Origin of the sequence: Curtobacterium sp. NPDC089185 (genome assembly GCF_040685235.1) — a bacterium.
In the GTDB taxonomy this organism is placed as follows: Bacteria; Actinomycetota; Actinomycetes; order Actinomycetales; family Microbacteriaceae; genus Curtobacterium; species Curtobacterium citri.
This window is the reverse complement of sequence record NZ_JBFBHK010000006.1, coordinates 143,694-161,150: the sequence shown is the minus strand read 5'-3', so window position 1 is coordinate 161,150 and position 17,457 is coordinate 143,694. Positions and strand designations below refer to the sequence as shown.

Sequence of the window (17,457 nt, the reverse complement as noted above, 5' to 3'; positions counted from 1 at the left end):
AAGGGCGCGGGTGGGGCTGCGGGTCCGGCGGCCGGCTAACCGGCGGGCGGGTCGGTCGGGCTCGGGTCCTGCGCCGGCGGCTGCTCGGTCGGCGTCACGGCGACGATCGCGGACCACGGGCCGGTCTTGGTGGTCGGGGTCTGGTCGCTCGTGGTGACGGTCGCCCGGACACGCACGGCGGTCGCTGCTGCGGGGGTGGTCGGCGGCGTCTCGCCGTCCTTCCACTGGGAGCCGGTGACACAGGTCAGGTCGAGGCTGACCCCGCACGTCCACTCGGCCTCGTAGGAGATCGACACGGCGCCGCCCGGGTTCTGGTCGGTCACCGCGATCGGATCGCCCTGCTTCGCCGACACGTCGACGGCGGTCGTGAACGCGGTCGCAGTCTGGCTGGAGGGGCTCGAGCAGAACTGCTGGCTCGGCGATCCACAGGCACGCACCCGGATCGGACCGGAGGCGCCGTACCCGACGCTCGGGACGTCGACCGCGGTGCCGCGGAGCAGGGTCCACCCCGCGCCGAAGTCGACCTCGAAGTGGTCGACGGTCGCCGACGAACGCGCGCCCGAGACCGAGACCAGGAACGCGTTGGCGTTGGACGACGACTGGACGATCGACACCTGGGCCGACGGGGCCGAGTCCGGCGTCGAGTAGGCGGTCGTCGACACCGATGCCGAGTTGCAGAAGTAGCCGTTCGACACGAGGACCGTGTAGGTCTTCGTCCCCGAGTCCTGGCCGGGATCGCTCACCGGGCTGGAGCCGCCGAGCGACCCGGACGGGAAGGGCACGCTGCACGCGACGTTCGACGAACGGTAGACGGCGTAGGACACGGAGGGACCGCCCGCGGACGGAGCTGCGCCCCACGTGACGACCGGAGTCGACCGACCCCCCTGTGACTGGTCCGGCGTGTCGGCCGCCAGGTCGGTGGGCTTGCCGGGGACACCGACGGCGGACCCCGTCGCCGACGCCTCGTTCCACTGCACGGGGCTGCCGTCACGATCGGCCGCGTTCCGGGCCGAGACCCGGACCGTGTACTCGGCACCGCTCTGCGCACCCGTGAACGAGACGCTGGTCGCCGTGCCGGCGTTCCGCGTGGTCGAGAGGCCGGGGCCCTGCACGGAGACGACGTAGTTCGACACCGCGGAGCCGCCGCTCGGCGCTCCGACCGCGTTCCAGGACACGTCGAGCTGGTTCGGCGTCGTGCTGCTCGGTTCGACCCGCAGGCCCTTCGGCGGGGCCGGCACGAAGTCGGCGCTGATCGACGCGGAGGTCGCGGACGGTACCGAGTCCCCCACGGCGTTCTGCGCGACGACCGAGAACCGGTACGACGCCGCGGGGTCGAGGCCGGTCACCGTGCACACAGTCGAGGTACCGCAGTCCTTCGCCACACCCCCCGTGCCCTGGAGCCGGTAGCCCGTGATCGGCGAGTTGTTCGACTGCGGGGTCGCCCAGGTCAGGGTCGCCTGGCCGCCCTGGAACGTGCCCGTCCGGGTCGGCGCTCCCGGCGCGTCCGGGACGTCCTGCACCGAGATCGTCACGTCGCCCCAGACGTACCGGGCGGCGTCGTCCGTCGCGTCGGCGACCTGGTACTGCAGGTGGGCGTCGACGGGTGCGGCGGAGTCGGACACGGACACCTGCAGGCGCGACCGGTCGGCGCTCGGCGACACGCTCACCCCGGCGGGCAGGCCGCCGGAGAGACCACGGATCGCCACGACGCGGAGCCGCTCGTCGGGGAACGGGTTCGTCGGCTGGTCGTTGGTCAGGACGTCGATCGTGGACGACTTCCCGCGCTCGACGACCGCGCGGTCCGCACCGGGCTGCACCAGCGGGCGGGTCGAGCCGACGATCCCCACCTGCACGACACCGGCGCGTCCCGCGTTGGCGTCGTCCGCGACGCCGACGCCGATCGACGCGGTGGTGTCCTTCGACGCGGTGTCGGCGACGCTGATCCGGAGCTGCTGGCCCTGGATCGTCGCGGTGGTGCCCGCACCGGGTCGGCTGACGACGGAGTAGCGGAGCTCGCCGAGGTCGTCCGGGTACGGGTAGTCCGTCAGCTTGGCGAGGTCGATCGTGCGGGAGTCCCCGGGCTGCATGTCGATGTTCGAGCCCGAGAACGACGGCGGCTGGTTGGTGCGCGGGGTCACCTTGATGGGCAGCACGAGCGTCGCCACGCGACCCTTGCCTCCGTTGGCACCCGAGCCGTCGGTGACCTCGAACGAGATGGACGCGTTGCCGTAGTAGAGCTTCGACGACGTGAACTGCAGCGTCGACCGGTCGACCACCAGGTCCTTGCCGTCGGCGTGCGTCGCCTTGACCGTGCCACGGTCGGTGAGCTGGGCGGTCCGGCCGTTCGCGGTGACGACGTACCGGTCGAGCGGGATCCGGACCGTGGCCTCGCTCCGGACCGTCACCGGACCCGCGCTGCGGTCGACCTGCGGCAGTGCGTCGTCGAACCCGGGCACGTGGATGAAGCCGTACGACACGACGTCCGGGTGGTCCGACCGCGCGACCGAGAACGGGATGACCTGCGATGCGTCGGTGAGCTGCACGGTGATGCGTCGGTCGTTCGTCACCCGGGCGGTGTCGCCGTACCCGTCGACGACGCCGACGACGAGCCGCGAGGTCGAGCCCTCGGCGAAGAAGACGTTGCGGAGCACGTCGACGGTCACGCTCTGGCGGCGCAGGATGTCCTGCAGGTCGAGGGTCGTGTCCTCGACCTCCGGACGGAGCGGCGGGGCGTCGCGGTCGACGGTCACGGTGAGGAACGCCGTGCTCGACCCACCGCTCGGGTTCGTCACCGTGTAGAGCACGGCGAAGTCGCCCTCGGTCGCGGCCTTCGGCGGTGTCACGCGGACCTGGGTGCCCTGCAGCACCCGCGCGGTCACCCCGGCGGCGGTCGGCTCGGCGGTCGTCACCGTCAGCTGCCCGCCCTGTGGGTCCGAGTCGTTCTGGAGCACCCGCACGGTCACCGTGCCGCCGGGTCGGATCGTCACGTGGTCGGCCTGCGCGACCGGGTCCGACGCCTGCTCCGCGCGCGGACTGATGCCGACCCGGACGGTCCCGGTCGCACGTGCCCCGAGGGCGTCGACGACCGTGTAGGTGAACTCGTCCGTCCCCGCGGAGTAGTCCCCCGCCTCGTAGGTGAGCGCGTCGGACGTGACGTCACTGACGGACCCCTTGTCCGGGTTGTCGGCCACGCCCACCAGCTGCACCGAGTCGCCGTCGGGGTCGATGCCGTTCAGCGGCACGGTGACCCGCACCGACTGGCCGGCGACCACGCGTGCCGTGACGGTCTCCGGCACGGGCGGGTTGTTGGTCGCGGCGTCGCGCTCGCGGACCGAGATCGAGACGGTCGCGTCGGCGTACTGCCCGTCCGGTCCGGAGACGCGGTAGACGGCCGTGTGGTTGCCCGGCGTGTCCGGCGCGAGGTACCGCAGCCGGTCGCCGGCGACGAAGAGCAGGCCACCGTCGCCCGGCACGTTCTGCACGAGCTCGGGCTGCAGCGTCAGGGGCTCGCCCTCGGGCTGCGAGTCGTTCGCGAGGACGTCGATCTCCGCGACGTCCCCGACCCGGACGGTCGCGGAGTCCGCCTGCGCGACGGGCGGTTGGATGCGGTCCGGCCGCGGGATCTCGACGACCGTGATCGTGCCCGTCGCGGTGGCGAGCCCGTTGGACTCGGTGTACCGGAACGAGACCGGTCCGTCGAGGGGCGCGGTGAGCGTGACCCGGACGACGTGCTGGTCGAGGATGCTCGCCTGGACACCGGCGTCCCGGGGCAGCCCGTCGAGTGCGGTCACCATGAGCACACCGCCCGCCGGGTCCGTGTCGGTCGCGGTGACGTCGGTGTCCTTGGTCGACAGCGTGTTCACGAAGACCGTCTTGGGGGTCGTGATCGGCGGCGTCGACGCGTCGGGCGGTGCGAGCACGGTCACGCGCGCGATGCCGCTCGCGGTCTTCGTGCCGTCGGTGACGGTGTACTCGAGCTGGTGGTCACCGGGTCCCGCGCCCTCGACGCGGAAGGTCCCGGCGTCGTACGACGGGGTGACGGTCAGCCCGGACGACGAAGACACGCTCGTGAGCGTCACGGTCCCGTTCCCGCCGCGGACGTGCTCGAGCGGGTCGACGGTGAACGCCTTGCCCGCGTAGCCCTGCACGGCGAACGGATCCGCGAGCAGCGGGACGTTCCCCGCCTTCGCGACACGGACCGTGACCGACCCGCGTCCGCGGTCACGCCCGTCGCTCACGACGATCTGCACGGTCCGGTCGCCGGTCTTCCCGCTCGCGTTGCGGTAGTCGAGCATGCCGTCGGGCGTCGTGGAGACCTGGTCCCCCTCCGCCGACGCGGACTCGAGGTACACCGGGTCGCCGTCGGGGTCGACCCAGTCCGAGAGCACGTCGGTGACCACGTGGCCGTTCTGGACGACGTCGGCCGAGGTGCTGCGGACCTGTCGAGGCGGTTCGTTCTCGGAGTCCGGCCGGACCGTCACCCGGACCGTGGCACTGTCCGAGCCGCCGTTGCCGTCCGTGATCGTGTACGGGAACGAGACCGTGCCCTTCGCGTCGGCCGCGAGGGTGATCTGCAGCCGCTGGCCGTCGCCGACGATCGCCACGCTGCCGACCGCGTCGTCGACGCTGCCGACCTCGCTGATCACGAGCGGGTCGCCGTTGGGGTCGTGGTCGTTCAGCAGCACGGGCAGGCTCGTGGTCCGGCCGGGACGCGCCCCGAGGTCGTCGTCGACCGCGACGGGCGGCTTCTGGTCCTTGTCGACCTGCGGGTCGTCGTCCGACACCCGCTCCTGCTGCTGCTGGTCGTCCTGCTCGACCAGGTCCGACCAGTTGTCGATCAGCTGGCCGCTGCGGTCGATCGCCCAGGACCGGCCGCTGCGGGGGTCGTTCGCCACGACGGTGCGTCCGTTGTGCACGATCTGCAGGTCGTCCGCGCCGGCGGTCTGCGCGAGCCGCTGCAGTCCGGTGCCCTGGCACGAGTCGGTCGCCTGCCCACCGGCCCAGGCGGCGTAGGTGCAGGAGCCGACGACCGCGGGCCGTGCCGGGCGTCCGGAGACCCCGAGCGCGGTCCGGTCGACGGTACCGGACGCCGAGACGCGCACCATCCCGGCGGACCCCGCGACCACGACGTCCGTCGACGAGTCCGAGGAGTGCTGGAGGGCCGGGGCACCACCGATCGCGTCACCGAGGTCGACGACGTCCCCGTCGACGGCGAGCTGACCCGAGGTGCGGTCGAGGACGGCGACGTGGTCGCCGAAGGAGGCGACCTGGAACTCGTGGGCGCGGTCGAAGCGGACGTCCCACCGGCGGTCGACCGTCAGGTCCGCGCCGACGTCGACGAGCGCCGCACGGCCCGTCCGCGGTGAGTAGACGGCGACGTGTCGGTCGGACGCGTCGAACACGGCGTCCGCGCCGAGGGTCAGGTCCGCCCGGGTCGAGGCGTCGAAGTCGGCGAGGTCGGCAGCCGGCGTCGCCCAGAGCTCACCGGTGTCCCCGTTGCCCACCACGGCGGTGTCCCCGGCGAGGAAGACCTGCGGTGAACCGGCCGGCAGCGTGACGGCGTCGCCGACCGTGGCCGCCGCGACGTCGACCCGCGACACGGTCCCCTTGGTGCCGTCGACGCTGTAGACGTCGGCGCCGCGCTGCAGGACGGACAGGTCGTCGCTCGGCGACTCCACCGCGGTGTTGAGCTCGAGCACGGCGGTGTTGGCCCGACCCACGGCGCCGTACTGCGCCGACGGCACCCACACGGTGCCGTCCCCGAGGTCGACGCGCTGCGTGTGGTAGCCGGTCGACACGACGGCCGCGGTCGCGACGACGGCACCGACGAGCACGGAGGCCCCGACGGACACGGCGGCCGAGCGGTGCTTCGCCAGGTACGCGCGGATCACCCGGCGCCGCCGATCGTGCCGCACTGCTCGGCGCTCGCTGCGCCGGTCTTGCCGTCGCGGTTCACCGCGACCGTGATGCACTCCTCGGCACCGGACTCGCCGGAGACGACGAAGGTCGTGCCGGTCTGCTGGCTCGACACCCCGTCCGAGGAGATCACGTACGTGTCACCCGAGCGGAGTCCCGGATCCTGCCAGCTGAAGGACACCGAGTCCGCCGTCGCCGCGGCGCGGACGTCCGTCACGGCGGGGATCGAACCGGTACCGATCCGCGTGACGAGGAGCACGGTGACCACCGCGAGGGCAGCGACCACGACGACACCGGCGGAGCCAGCCCACAGCAGCGTCGACCGGCTGCGTCGGCGGACCCGTGTCGCGGACCCGGTGCGGTGCACGGTCCCCACGCTCTGGACGCCGACGTCCGACCCGCCCTGCAGGGACCGCCGGTGCCGTCGACGAGCACCGACACGCGACGGCGCCTGCAGCTCCCGCACGACGGTGCGGTCACCGTCGGTCGACGGCGTCGTGACGGCCCACGCCTCGACCGCGACGTCTGCGGCGGTCTGCGGGATCCCGAGCTCGGCCTCGACCTGCTGCAGACCGCGGACGAACTCGATCACGGTCGCCGGACGCGCCGACACCTTGCGCGACATCGCCGTCGCCAGCAGGCGCTCGAGCGACGGCGGGACGTCCGCCCGCCCGGTCGGGCGCACGCCGCCGCGCTCGATGCGGTCCATGAGGTCGGCGGCACCGTTCTTGCCGCCACGGACCTCGAAGGGGCTGCGGCCCGCGAGGAGGGAGTAGACGGTCGCGGCGAGCGAGTAGACCTCGGACTGGATCGTGCCGCGGGACTCGTCGCCGAGGACCTCGGGCGCCGACCACGGGATCGACATGCCGACCGGTTCGTCCGGGTCGGCGCTGCCGATCGTCGCCGCGATGCCGAAGTCGGAGAGCACGGGGTTGCCGTAGGCGGTCCGCAGGATGTTCGAGGGCTTCACGTCGCGGTGCAGGACGCCTTCGCGGTGCGCCGTCTCGAGGGCCGCCCCGATCCGGATGCCGATCGCGAGGACCTCGGACACGGGCACCGGCTCACGGCGGTAGCGCTCGCTGAGCGACGAGGAGCACAGCTCCATCACGAGGTAGGGGCGTCCGTCTGCGGCGATGCTGGCCTGGAACACGGTGAGGATCGAGGGGTGCGTGCTCAGCCGCGCCATGAGGTTCGCCTCGGCCTGGAACATCTGTCGCACCCGGTCGTCCACGACCTCGTCGAGCAGGACCTTGACCGCGACCTGGCGTCGGGGCATGTCCTGCTCGTACAGGAAGACGTCGGCGAACCCACCGGAGCCGAGGACGTGCACCGGGGTGAAGCCGGCGATGACGGGCGGGTCGGACGGCAGGCGTCGTGCCATGGGTGTCCTTCCCTTCCCCGGCCCGTGGTCGGCCGTGTCGATCGTCGCGGCCAGGCCATTCTACGAAGCGAGTCCGACGCCCCGGGGCGGCCCTGACGCCCTGTGGAGGGCGACCATCCCCCACTTCAGGGGGCACGGACGGCGCGCCGGCCCTCAGTGACGGGGCAGGGTGTCCTCGACGTCGCTGTCCTCGGGAGCCGCGTCGACCTGCACGACGACCACGGTCACGTTGTCGCGCCCACCGGCGACGACGGCGTCGCCGACGAGCCGCTCGGCCAGTGCCTGTGCTCCCGGCACCCGGGCGGCGATCCGTGCGATCCCCGCGTCGCCGAGCTCCTTGGTGAGTCCGTCGGAGCAGATCAGGTACCGGTCGCCGGCACGCAGTGGCAGCGTCCACCAGTCCGGCTCCGGCGGCTCGCCGAAGCCCACCGCCCGCGTGATGACGTTGCTGTCCGGGTGCTGCTCGGCGTCCTCGGCGCGCAGGAGCCCGGCGTCCACCATCTCCTGCACGACCGAGTGGTCCACGGTCACCCGGCGGAGGACACCGCCCTCGATGCGGTAGGTCCGCGAGTCGCCGACGTTGAAGACGAGCGCGGCGGGCTGCCCCTGGGCGGCGACGAGGGCCACGCCCGTCACGGTGGTCCCCGCACCGAGCGCGTTGCCACCGGCGGCACGTTCGATGTCGGCGGTGGCGAGCAGCAGGGCCCGCTGGATCGCCTGCCGCGAGGTGAACGCGCCCTCGACGACCTGGTCGAGCCGCCGGACCACCGCGTCGCTCGCACGGTCGCCGGCGAGGTGCCCGCCCATGCCGTCGGCGACGACGAAGAACGGCGCCCCGACCAGGTAGCTGTCCTCGTTGTGGTCGCGTCGCCGCCCGACGTCCGTCGCGGCGCCCCACGACAGCGTGAGGGTGGCGCCCGCGGCACCGGGGACGTCGATGGCGTGCTCGGTGGCTGCTCGGCCGAGTTCGGTCACGGTGTGTGGGTCGCTCTCTGGTGGGGACGGGCCGGTTGCTCGGTCTTCACGGGACCGACGGGAACGGTGGGAGGCCGTCGTCGGGTCCGACCCGGAGGTGCGGCGACAGGACCTCGATGACGTTGCCGTCACCGATCTCGACGAGCGTACCGGTCAGGACGACGATCGAGGCACCCGACGCCATCCGGAACGGCGCGGACCCCGGCGGGCGCACCACGGTGCCGTTCGTGGACCGGAGGTCGTCGACCACGGCGGCCTCTCCGGCCGCGTGCACGAGCAGGTGCGAGGACGAGACCTGGGTGGTCGGCGACGGCACCGTCACCAGCTCGGGTCCGGCTCCGTGCACCACACGGGGCGCGGCGGGACGCCGGCCCACCACGACCGGGCGGTCGAGGCGCACGACACGACCGCCGACCCGGATCGACGGCACGCGCGGGGGCGCGACGGGGCCGGACGGGAGGCGCGTGGGGACCCCGACGGACGGGTCGGCGTCCGGTGAGTGCACCGGCTCGAGCCGCGCCTCCGGGCCCGGGACGCGGTCGCCACTCCGGGGTGCCGACGCATGGCCGTCGCGACGCGGACGGACGACCGTGTCGTCGGGCGACGGCACGGCGGGCGGGCGGACCCCGACCGCAGGACGGATCACGGTGTCACCGAGCGGGTCGTCGTCCACCGCGCGGGCCTCGTCGACCGCGCCGGCCTCGACGTCGGTCCGGCGCGGCCGCAGCACCGTGTCCGCCACCGCGGCGGCCGCCCGGTCGTCGCCCTCCTGCGGGGCGTGCGCGCGCAGCACCGTGTCGTCGTCGTCCCCGCGTGCCGGCTCACCCACCATGGTCAGTCCACCGTAGACGATCCCGTCCGCCCCGTGGCGCTCCCCCACCACGCCGGCTCGTGTCCGGACCGCACGGCGCGGAGCACCAGCCAGGCGAAGGGGTCGTCCGGTCGGGTGTCGAGCGCGTGCCGCGCGCGGACCTCGGCGCGGGCGGAGGACCCGACCGCCCAGGCGCACCACGCTCCGAGCGCGAGCGCGCCCGCTGCACCGATCCCCACGTCGCCTCCGACGGCGCCGTCCGCACGCCACGTCCGCCAGGCCGAGGCACAGCGCGCACCCGCCACCCGCAGGCGCGCACGATCGGGCACCGGGCCACCACCCCCGAGCGCCGGTGGTGTCGGATCGCGGAACGGATCGAAGGGGACGACCGTGCGCGGGTCCGGGTCGTCGCACGCCGCGAGGAACCCGACCAGGGCGAACCGCGTGGCGAGGGCGCCGCACGCCGTCGTCACCACGACCGCACGCCGACGGTCGAGCTCCTGGTCGAGCTCGTGGTCGACCAGCCCGTCCCGACCAGCCGGTCCGCCCGTGGCGGGCGCGACCAGCGAGGCGCAGGCCGCGCGGAGGGTCACCGCCGCCGCGATCTCGCGGGGCCAGCGCACGTGGGTGGAGGAGTGTCCGTCTCTCGTCGAGGTCATGCACGAGATCGTGACGGAGGACGGGCCTCCCGGCTGGCTGCGCTCGTCCACCTGTGGAAGGGGACCACGCCCGCCGGTCCTGTGCAGGATCAGGCCCGCACGGGCTCCAGGCTCTCGGCGACGAGGTCCCAGCCGTCCACGGTGCGTTCCAGCACCACGTCGTGGGCGCGCGCCCAGGCGACGAGCGCGTCGACGTCGTCGACGTCCGCCGCGGTGCGGCCGAGCAGCGCCACCAGGCGCCCCTTGGCGGTCTTGTTCCAGTGGTTGAGCGCCTTCCGACGCCCACCGGCGTCGACGCTCACCACGCGCAGGGCCAGCGCTCCGGACACGGGTCCGAGGGCTCGGTACCCCTCCGACCGCAGGTCGAGGACGAGACCGTCGCCCCGGGTGCCGAGCGCACGCGTCGATGCCTCCGGCCAGTGCTTCGCGAGCCGCAGGGCGCCGAGCCGGGAGTCGTGGGACAACCGGTACGCGGGGATCGCGTCGCCGGCACCGATCGGGCCGAACATCGCCGACTGCACGACGACGTGGTCCGACCACCACCCCCGCGTCCGATCGTCCGCGGCGGACGCGTCGAGGGGGTCGTACAGCACGCCCGTGTACCGCTCGATCGCCGGCATCGTCGGCGCGGTGTCGAGCTCGAGGTTCCGGAGGCGCTCCTCGACCGACCGCGGACCGAGCTTCAGGGCCGTCCGCGCGGTGGACTCCTCGGAACTGACGGAGCGGGCCGCGGTGATCACCGCGGCCCGCTCGTCGGACAGTTCCGGGAAGGACAGCGCACCCAGGTCGAGGGCGCGTGCCGGGTCCCCGCCCTCCCGCTTCGTCTCGGACGGCGGGAGGAGGACGGTCAGTCCGGTCAGGACGCCAGCGCGGCCTGGCGCGCGACGATCGTGACCGTGTCGTGCTCGACCGACAGGAAGCCGTCCTCGGCGTCCGCCGTCACCGTCGAGCCGTCGGCCCGGGTGATGCGGACCTGGCCCTGCGCGAGGGTGGCGAGCAGCGGCTCGTGCCCCGCGAGGATGCCGATCTGGCCCTCCGTCGTGCGTGCGACGACCATGGTGGCGTCGCCCGACCAGACCTCCCGGTCGGCCGAGACGACGCTCACGGTGAGTGCCGCCATGTCAGCGGTTCTCCTTCTGGATCTGCGACCACTTCTCTTCGACGTCGTTGATGCCACCGACGTTGAAGAAGGCCTGCGTCGCCACGTGGTCGAACTCGCCGTCGGCGATCGCGCGGAAGGACTCGATCGTGTCCTTGAGCGGGACCGTCGAACCCTCGACACCCGTGAACTTCTTCGCCATGTACGTGTTCTGCGAGAGGAACTGCTGGATGCGACGTGCGCGCTCCACCGTGATCTTGTCCTCTTCGGAGAGCTCGTCGACACCGAGGATCGCGATGATCTCCTGCAGTTCCTTGTTCTTCTGCAGGATCTGCTTGACGCGCGTCGCGGTCTCGTAGTGGTCGGCGCCCAGGTACCGGGGGTCCATGATCCGCGACGTGGAGGTCAGCGGGTCGATGGCCGGGTACAGACCCTGCGACGCGATCTCACGCGAGAGCTCGGTCGTGGCGTCGAGGTGCGCGAACGTGGTCGCCGGAGCCGGGTCGGTGTAGTCGTCGGCCGGCACGTAGATCGCCTGCAGCGAGGTGATCGAGTGACCACGCGTCGAGGTGATGCGCTCCTGGAGCACACCCATCTCGTCGGCGAGGTTCGGCTGGTAGCCCACCGCGGACGGCATGCGACCGAGCAGCGTGGAGACCTCGGAACCGGCCTGCGTGAAGCGGAAGATGTTGTCGATGAAGAGGAGCACGTCCTGCTTCTGGACGTCGCGGAAGTACTCCGCCATCGTCAGCGCCGACAGGGCCACGCGGAGACGCGTTCCCGGCGGCTCGTCCATCTGGCCGAACACGAGGGCCGTCTTGTCGAAGACCCCCGCCTCCTCCATCTCGCCGATGAGGTCGTTGCCCTCACGGGTGCGCTCACCGACACCGGCGAACACGGAGACACCGCCGTGGTCCTGCGCGACGCGCTGGATCATCTCCTGGATGAGGACGGTCTTGCCGACGCCCGCACCACCGAAGAGGCCGATCTTGCCACCCTGCACGTACGGGGTGAGGAGGTCGATCGACTTGATGCCGGTCTCGAACATGGTGGTCTTCGACTCGAGCTGGTCGAAGGCCGGTGCCTTGCGGTGGATCGGCCAACGCTCGGTGATCTCGAGCTTCTCGTCGGTGTTGAGCACGTTGCCCAGCACGTCGAAGACCTTGCCCTTGGTGACGTCGCCGACGGGGACCGAGATCGGGGCGCCCGAGTCACGGACCTCCTGACCACGGACCAGGCCGTCGGTCGGCTTCAGCGAGATGGCGCGGATCAGGTCGTCGCCGAGGTGCTGCGCGACCTCGAGGCCGATCTCCTGCGACGAGTCACCGATGGTGATCGTCGTGTACAGGAGGTTGTACATCTCCGGGATCGCGTCGTGCGGGAACTCGATGTCGACGACGGGACCCGTGACACGGGCGATCCGGCCGACACCGGGCGCCGACGACGTCTCGACCGCGGTGGTGGCGGTGTCGGTCATGGCTGGTGCCTTCCTGAGGGGTTCTGTCCGCGAGCTTCGCGGACCACTACTTCTTCTTCGACGAGAGGGCGTCGGCGCCGCCGACGATCTCGGAGATCTGCTGGGTGATCTCGGCCTGACGCGCGTTGTTCGCGAGACGGGTGAACTCGCTGATGAGCGAGTCGGCGTTGTCACTGGCGGACTTCATGGCCTTCTGGCGGGCGGCGTGCTCGGAAGCGGCCGACTGCAGCATGGCGTTGAAGATGCGGCTCTCGATGTACACCGGGAGCAGCGCGTCGAGGACGGCGTCGGCGTCGGGCTCGAACTCGTAGAGCGGCAGGGGCTCGCCGTTCGACGGCTCCTCCACGCCCTCGACGACCTCGAGCGGGAGCAGGCGCACGACCTGCGGCTCCTGGGTCGCCAGGCTGATGAACCGGTTGAAGACGATGTGGATCTCGTCCACGCCGCCCTCGGCCGTGTCCTGGAGGAACTTCGACACGACCGCGTCGCCGATCTCCTTCGCCGTCGAGAACCCGGGCTGGTCCGTCCCGCCGATCCACTGCCGCTCGGAGGGACGCTCGCGGAACGCGAAGTACCCGACCGACTTGCGACCGACGAGGTAGAACACGACGTCCTTGCCCTCGCTGCGGAGCAGGGAGGCGAGCTCCTCGCCCTGCTTCAGGACGTTCGAGCTGAACGCGCCGTTCAGGCCGCGGTCCGAGGTGAACAGCACCACGGCTGCACGGGTCGACGACTCGGGCTCGGTGGTCAGCACGTGGTCGACGTTCGAGAACGTCGCCACGGCCGACACGGCACGCGTCACGGCCCGCGAGTACGGACCGGACGCGGCCATGCGCGCCTGTGCCTTCTGGATCCGCGACGCCGAGATCAGCTCCATCGCGCGGGTGACCTTCTTCGTGGTCTTCGCCGACTTGATGCGCTGGCGGTAGACCCGGACCTGTGCCGCCATCTAGCGACGACCCTTGACGATCTGCTCCTGGTCGACGTCCTCGGCCTGGGCCGCGTCGAACGACTCCGAGCCGAGCGTCTTGCCGTCGCTCGTCTGGAAGCCCTTCGTGAAGGCGTCGATCTCACGGTCCATCGCGGCGACGGTCTCGTCGCTGAGCTGGTTCGTCTCACGGAGGGTGGTCAGGACGTCGGAGTTGCGACGCAGGTGCTCGAGCAGCTCGGCCTCGAAGCGGAGCACGTCGGGGACGGGCACCTCGTCGAGCTTGCCGTTCGTGCCGGCCCAGATCGAGACGACCTGCTCCTCGACCGGGTACGGCGAGTACTGCGGCTGCTTGAGGAGCTCGGTCAGGCGGGCACCACGGTCCAGCTGACGACGCGACGCCTGGTCGAGGTCGGACGCGAACATCGCGAACGCCTCGAGCGAGCGGTACTGCGCCAGCTCGAGCTTGAGCGTGCCGGAGACCTTCTTGATCGACTTGACCTGAGCGTCACCACCGACGCGCGACACCGAGATGCCCACGTCGACGGCCGGACGCTGGTTCGCGTTGAACAGGTCCGACTGCAGGAAGATCTGGCCGTCGGTGATCGAGATCACGTTGGTCGGGATGTACGCCGACACGTCGTTCGCCTTGGTCTCGATGATGGGCAGACCCGTCATCGACCCGGCGCCGAGGTCGTCGGACAGCTTCGCGCAACGCTCCAGCAGACGGGAGTGCAGGTAGAAGACGTCGCCCGGGTACGCCTCGCGGCCCGGCGGACGACGCAGGAGGAGCGACACCGCACGGTAGGCCTCGGCCTGCTTCGACAGGTCGTCGAAGATGATGAGGACGTGCTTGCCGCCGTACATCCAGTGCTGGCCGATGGCCGAACCGGTGTAGGGGGCGAGGTACTTGAAGCCGGCCGGGTCGGAGGCCGGGGCGGCGACGATGGTGGTGTACTCCATCGCACCGGCGTCCTCGAGCGCGCCCTTGACGGAGGCGATCGTGGAGCCCTTCTGGCCGATGGCGACGTAGATGCAGCGGACCTGCTTGTCCTCGTCGCCCGACTCCCAGTTGGCCTTCTGGTTGATGATCGTGTCGATCGCGATGGCCGTCTTGCCGGTCTGGCGGTCGCCGATGATCAGCTGACGCTGACCGCGGCCGACGGGGATCATCGCGTCGATGGCCTTGATGCCGGTCTGCAGCGGCTCGTGGACCGACTTGCGGGACATGACGCCCGGGGCCTGGAGCTCGAGGGCACGACGGCCCTCAGCCTGGATCTCGCCGAGACCGTCGATCGGGTTGCCGAGCGGGTCGACCACGCGACCGAGGAAGCCGTCGCCGACGGGGGCCGAGAGGACCTCGCCGGTGCGGGTGACCTCCTGGCCCTCCTCGATGCCGCCGAACTCGCCGAGCACGATGGCGCCGATCTCGTCCTCGTCGAGGTTCTGCGCGAGACCGAGGGTCCCGTCCTCGAAGCGGATGAGCTCGTTCGCCATGACGCCGGGCAGGCCCTCGACGTGCGCGATGCCGTCGCCCGCGTCGGTGACGTGCCCGACCTCGGCCGTGGAGGCCTTCGTCGGCTCGTAGTTCGAGACGAAGTCCTTCAGGGCATCACGGATCTCATCGGGGCTGATGGTGATGTCTGCCATGGGATTTTCCTTGTAGGTTTCCGGGGCCCTGCGGCTCCGAGAGGGTGATGCTGCCCGGTGAGGGACAGTTCCCGTTGTGGACTTGGAGGGGTCGGCTTCGACGGTACGCTCAGCCGGCCAGCTGGAGCCGGAGCTCCGACAGGCGCGTGGACACCGTGCCGTCGATGACGTCGCCACCGACCTGCACGCGCATCCCGCCGACGACCGCGGGGTCGACGACCTGGTTGACGCTGACGTCCTTGCCGTACCGCTCGCTGATGCCGCGGGCGACGCGAGCCGCCTGACCGTCCGAGAGCGGGGCCGCGGTGGTCACCGTGGCGACGAGCTTGCCGGCCTGGTCGGCCACGATGCGCGAGGCGTCGCGGACGATCTCACCGATGCGGCGGCCGCGGGGCTGCTGCACGAGGTGCTCCAGGATCGCGGTGGTCTGCGCCGAGACCTTCGAGCCGACGAGCCGCTGCACGAGCGCACCCTTCTCCGACGGGCTGCCGAGCTTGGTGCCCAGCGCCAGTTCGAGGGCTGCGTCCGAACGGACCGCGGTCTCGAAGGAGAACAGCTCGGCCTCGATCGACGTCTCCGACGACGCGGTGCCGGCGACGGCGCGGATGCCCGCGTCCTCGACACCCGCGAGCAGGTCCGACGGCGAGGACCAGCGTGAGCCGGCCACCGCGGTCAGCACCGCACGCGTCGCCTCGGACTGGCCGGCGAAGACGCGGTCGATGACGACCTTCTTGCCGACGACGTCCGCGGTCGGGTCCGCCAGCAGGCCGAGCAGCTGGGAGGAACCGGCGATCGCACGCCCGGCGGAGAGGATATCGGTGCCCGTGGCGAGGTCGACCGACCCGCCGAGGTCAGCGAGGACCGCCCGCGTGGACGAGAGTGCGGACCGCGTGGCGCTCCGCATGCTCAGCGCTCCCCGGCCGGCTGGCCCTGGGACGCCTCGAGGTCGGCGATGAAGCGGTCGACGACCGCAGCCGACTTCGCGTCGTCCCGGAGGGACTCGCCGATCACACCGGAGGCGAGGTCGAGGGCGAGGGTGCCCACCTCGCTCCGCAGCGACTGGAGCGCGCTCTGCCGCTCGGCCTCGATCTGCGCCTGGGCGTTGGCGGTGATGCGTGCTGCATCGGCCTGCGCCTGCTCGCGGACCTCGTTGCCGATCGCGGTCGCGTCGGCACGGGCCTGCTCACGGATGCGCGAGGCCTCGGCACGCGCGTCGGCGAGCTGCTTGTTGTACTCGTCGAGTGCAGCGGCGGCCTGCTCCTGAGCGGCCTCCGCCTTCTTGATGCCACCCTCGATGGCCTCGGTGCGCTCATCGAGCATCTTCGTGATGCGCGGCGTCACGACGCGCCACATCACGAGGAAGATGATGACGAAGGCCACCGCGGACCACACGATGTCGTACACCGGTGGGATCAGCGGATTGTGGGTCTCCTCCGCCGCGATGATGAGTGCAGTCTGCATCGAGAAGCCTTAGTTGGTGAAGATGAAGTACGTCGCGATACCGATGAAGGCCAGGGCCTCCGTGAAGGCGATACCGATGTACATGAGGGTCGTCAGACGGCCCTGGAGCTCGGGCTGGCGAGCGACGGACTCGATCGTCTTGCCGACGACGATGCCGACGCCGATGGCCGGGCCGATCGCAGCGAGGCCGTAGCCAACCGTCGCGATGTTGCCGTTGATCTCCGCGAGAACGGTCGTTGCGTCCACGTGTTTTCCTTTCGAGTGCGGCCCGACGGATGTCGTGCCGTATGGGGGTCAGAAGGGGTCGGTCAGTGCTCGTCGGCCAGCGCGAGCTGGATGTACACCGCGGTCAGGAGCATGAAGACGTACGCCTGGAGCAGTGCGACGAGGATCTCGAAGAAGCTGAACGCGATGCCGAACGCCAGGGTCCCGATGCCGAACAGCTTGAAGAGGCTGTCGGCGTCGAAGAAGAAGAACCAGGTGGCGGAGAAGAACAGCACCAGCAGGAGGTGGCCGACGACCATGTTCATGAGGAGTCGCAGCGTCAGCGTCACCGGACGGAGCACGAAGGTCGAGACCAGCTCGATCGGCGTCACGATGATGTACAGCGGCCACGGCACCCCGGGCGGGAACAGCGAGTTCCGGAGGAACGTGCCCGGGTGCTTGCGGAGGCCCGCGTAGATGAACGCGACGTAGGCGACGATCGCGAGGATCATCGGCATCGCGATGCGGCTCGTGCCGGCGATGTTCATGAACGGGATCAGACCCGTCAGGTTCATGAAGAGCACACCGAAGAAGACCGTGGCGAGCAGCGGCAGGAAGCGCTTGCCGTCCTTCTCGCCCAGGTTGTCGAAGGTGTTGCGACGGACGACGTCGAACGCGTACTCGATGAAGGCCTGTCCGCGGTTCGGGACCAGCTTCAGCGCACGCGTCCCGACGAACGCGAAGACGAGCAGCACGGCCACCGCGAACAGGCGGATGAGGACGATGCGGTCCATCTCGATCGGGGTCCCGGCGAAGAAGATCGGGTCCGGGAAGAACTCGTTGATCGACGGACCATGGAATTCGGCGGCCTTGCTGCTCCCCGCCGCCACGGCGTT

Annotated in this window: 14 protein-coding genes; all 14 read right to left on the bottom strand. The window is 71.2% G+C overall.

All coding sequences use genetic code 11. The features are described from left to right. Positions 1–35 precede the first annotated feature (35 nt). The 14 genes from AB0N84_RS08700 to atpB all read right to left on the bottom strand — a co-directional run bounded on the left by AB0N84_RS08700 (position 36) and on the right by atpB (position 17,451). The gene (locus tag AB0N84_RS08700) at positions 36–5,891 is read right to left on the bottom strand and encodes an Ig-like domain-containing protein (RefSeq protein ID WP_363545278.1); all 5,856 of its coding nucleotides are present in this window, start codon (positions 5,889–5,891) and stop codon (positions 36–38) included. Further along, on the bottom strand, positions 5,888–7,297 hold the full coding sequence (locus tag AB0N84_RS08695; RefSeq protein WP_363545275.1) for a serine/threonine-protein kinase: 1,410 nt from the start codon (positions 7,295–7,297) through the stop codon (positions 5,888–5,890). Before AB0N84_RS08695 ends, AB0N84_RS08700 begins: the two co-directional genes overlap by 4 nt. Before the next feature lie 153 nt (positions 7,298–7,450). Beyond that, on the bottom strand, positions 7,451–8,272 hold the full coding sequence (locus AB0N84_RS08690) for a protein phosphatase 2C domain-containing protein (protein WP_289458860.1): 822 nt from the start codon (positions 8,270–8,272) through the stop codon (positions 7,451–7,453). Positions 8,273–8,318: 46 nt separating this feature from the next. After that, on the bottom strand, positions 8,319–9,104 hold the full coding sequence (locus AB0N84_RS08685; protein WP_363545271.1) for a hypothetical protein: 786 nt from the start codon (positions 9,102–9,104) through the stop codon (positions 8,319–8,321). Between the two features lie 2 nt (positions 9,105–9,106). After that, positions 9,107–9,742 (bottom strand): hypothetical protein, encoded by a 636-nt coding sequence (locus AB0N84_RS08680; RefSeq protein WP_289458863.1) that lies wholly within the window; start codon positions 9,740–9,742, stop codon positions 9,107–9,109. A gap of 89 nt (positions 9,743–9,831) precedes the next feature. Beyond that, positions 9,832–10,593, bottom strand: coding sequence for a peroxide stress protein YaaA (gene yaaA / locus AB0N84_RS08675; RefSeq protein WP_363545455.1), 762 nt, complete (start codon positions 10,591–10,593; stop codon positions 9,832–9,834). 5 nt (positions 10,594–10,598) lie between these two features. Next, a complete protein-coding gene (locus AB0N84_RS08670; RefSeq protein WP_069710760.1) occupies positions 10,599–10,862 on the bottom strand; it encodes a F0F1 ATP synthase subunit epsilon in 264 nt (87 codons plus the stop codon). 1 nt (position 10,863) lies between these two features. Further along, positions 10,864–12,318, bottom strand: coding sequence for a F0F1 ATP synthase subunit beta (atpD, locus tag AB0N84_RS08665; RefSeq protein WP_182046843.1), 1,455 nt, complete (start codon positions 12,316–12,318; stop codon positions 10,864–10,866). 46 nt (positions 12,319–12,364) lie between these two features. Continuing rightward, positions 12,365–13,267, bottom strand: coding sequence for a F0F1 ATP synthase subunit gamma (locus AB0N84_RS08660; protein ID WP_363545267.1), 903 nt, complete (start codon positions 13,265–13,267; stop codon positions 12,365–12,367). Then, positions 13,268–14,896, bottom strand: coding sequence for a F0F1 ATP synthase subunit alpha (gene atpA, locus AB0N84_RS08655; protein ID WP_066654625.1), 1,629 nt, complete (start codon positions 14,894–14,896; stop codon positions 13,268–13,270). A 109-nt stretch (positions 14,897–15,005) separates the two neighbouring features. Continuing rightward, a complete protein-coding gene (locus AB0N84_RS08650; RefSeq protein WP_363545263.1) occupies positions 15,006–15,800 on the bottom strand; it encodes a F0F1 ATP synthase subunit delta in 795 nt (264 codons plus the stop codon). A gap of 2 nt (positions 15,801–15,802) precedes the next feature. Beyond that, positions 15,803–16,357 (bottom strand): F0F1 ATP synthase subunit B, encoded by a 555-nt coding sequence (locus AB0N84_RS08645; RefSeq protein WP_066654628.1) that lies wholly within the window; start codon positions 16,355–16,357, stop codon positions 15,803–15,805. Positions 16,358–16,366: 9 nt separating this feature from the next. Continuing rightward, positions 16,367–16,603 (bottom strand): ATP synthase F0 subunit C, encoded by a 237-nt coding sequence (gene atpE / locus AB0N84_RS08640; protein ID WP_027465781.1) that lies wholly within the window; start codon positions 16,601–16,603, stop codon positions 16,367–16,369. A 62-nt stretch (positions 16,604–16,665) separates the two neighbouring features. Next, positions 16,666–17,451 (bottom strand): F0F1 ATP synthase subunit A, encoded by a 786-nt coding sequence (gene atpB, locus AB0N84_RS08635; protein WP_363545260.1) that lies wholly within the window; start codon positions 17,449–17,451, stop codon positions 16,666–16,668. Between the last annotated feature and the right edge of the window lie 6 nt (positions 17,452–17,457).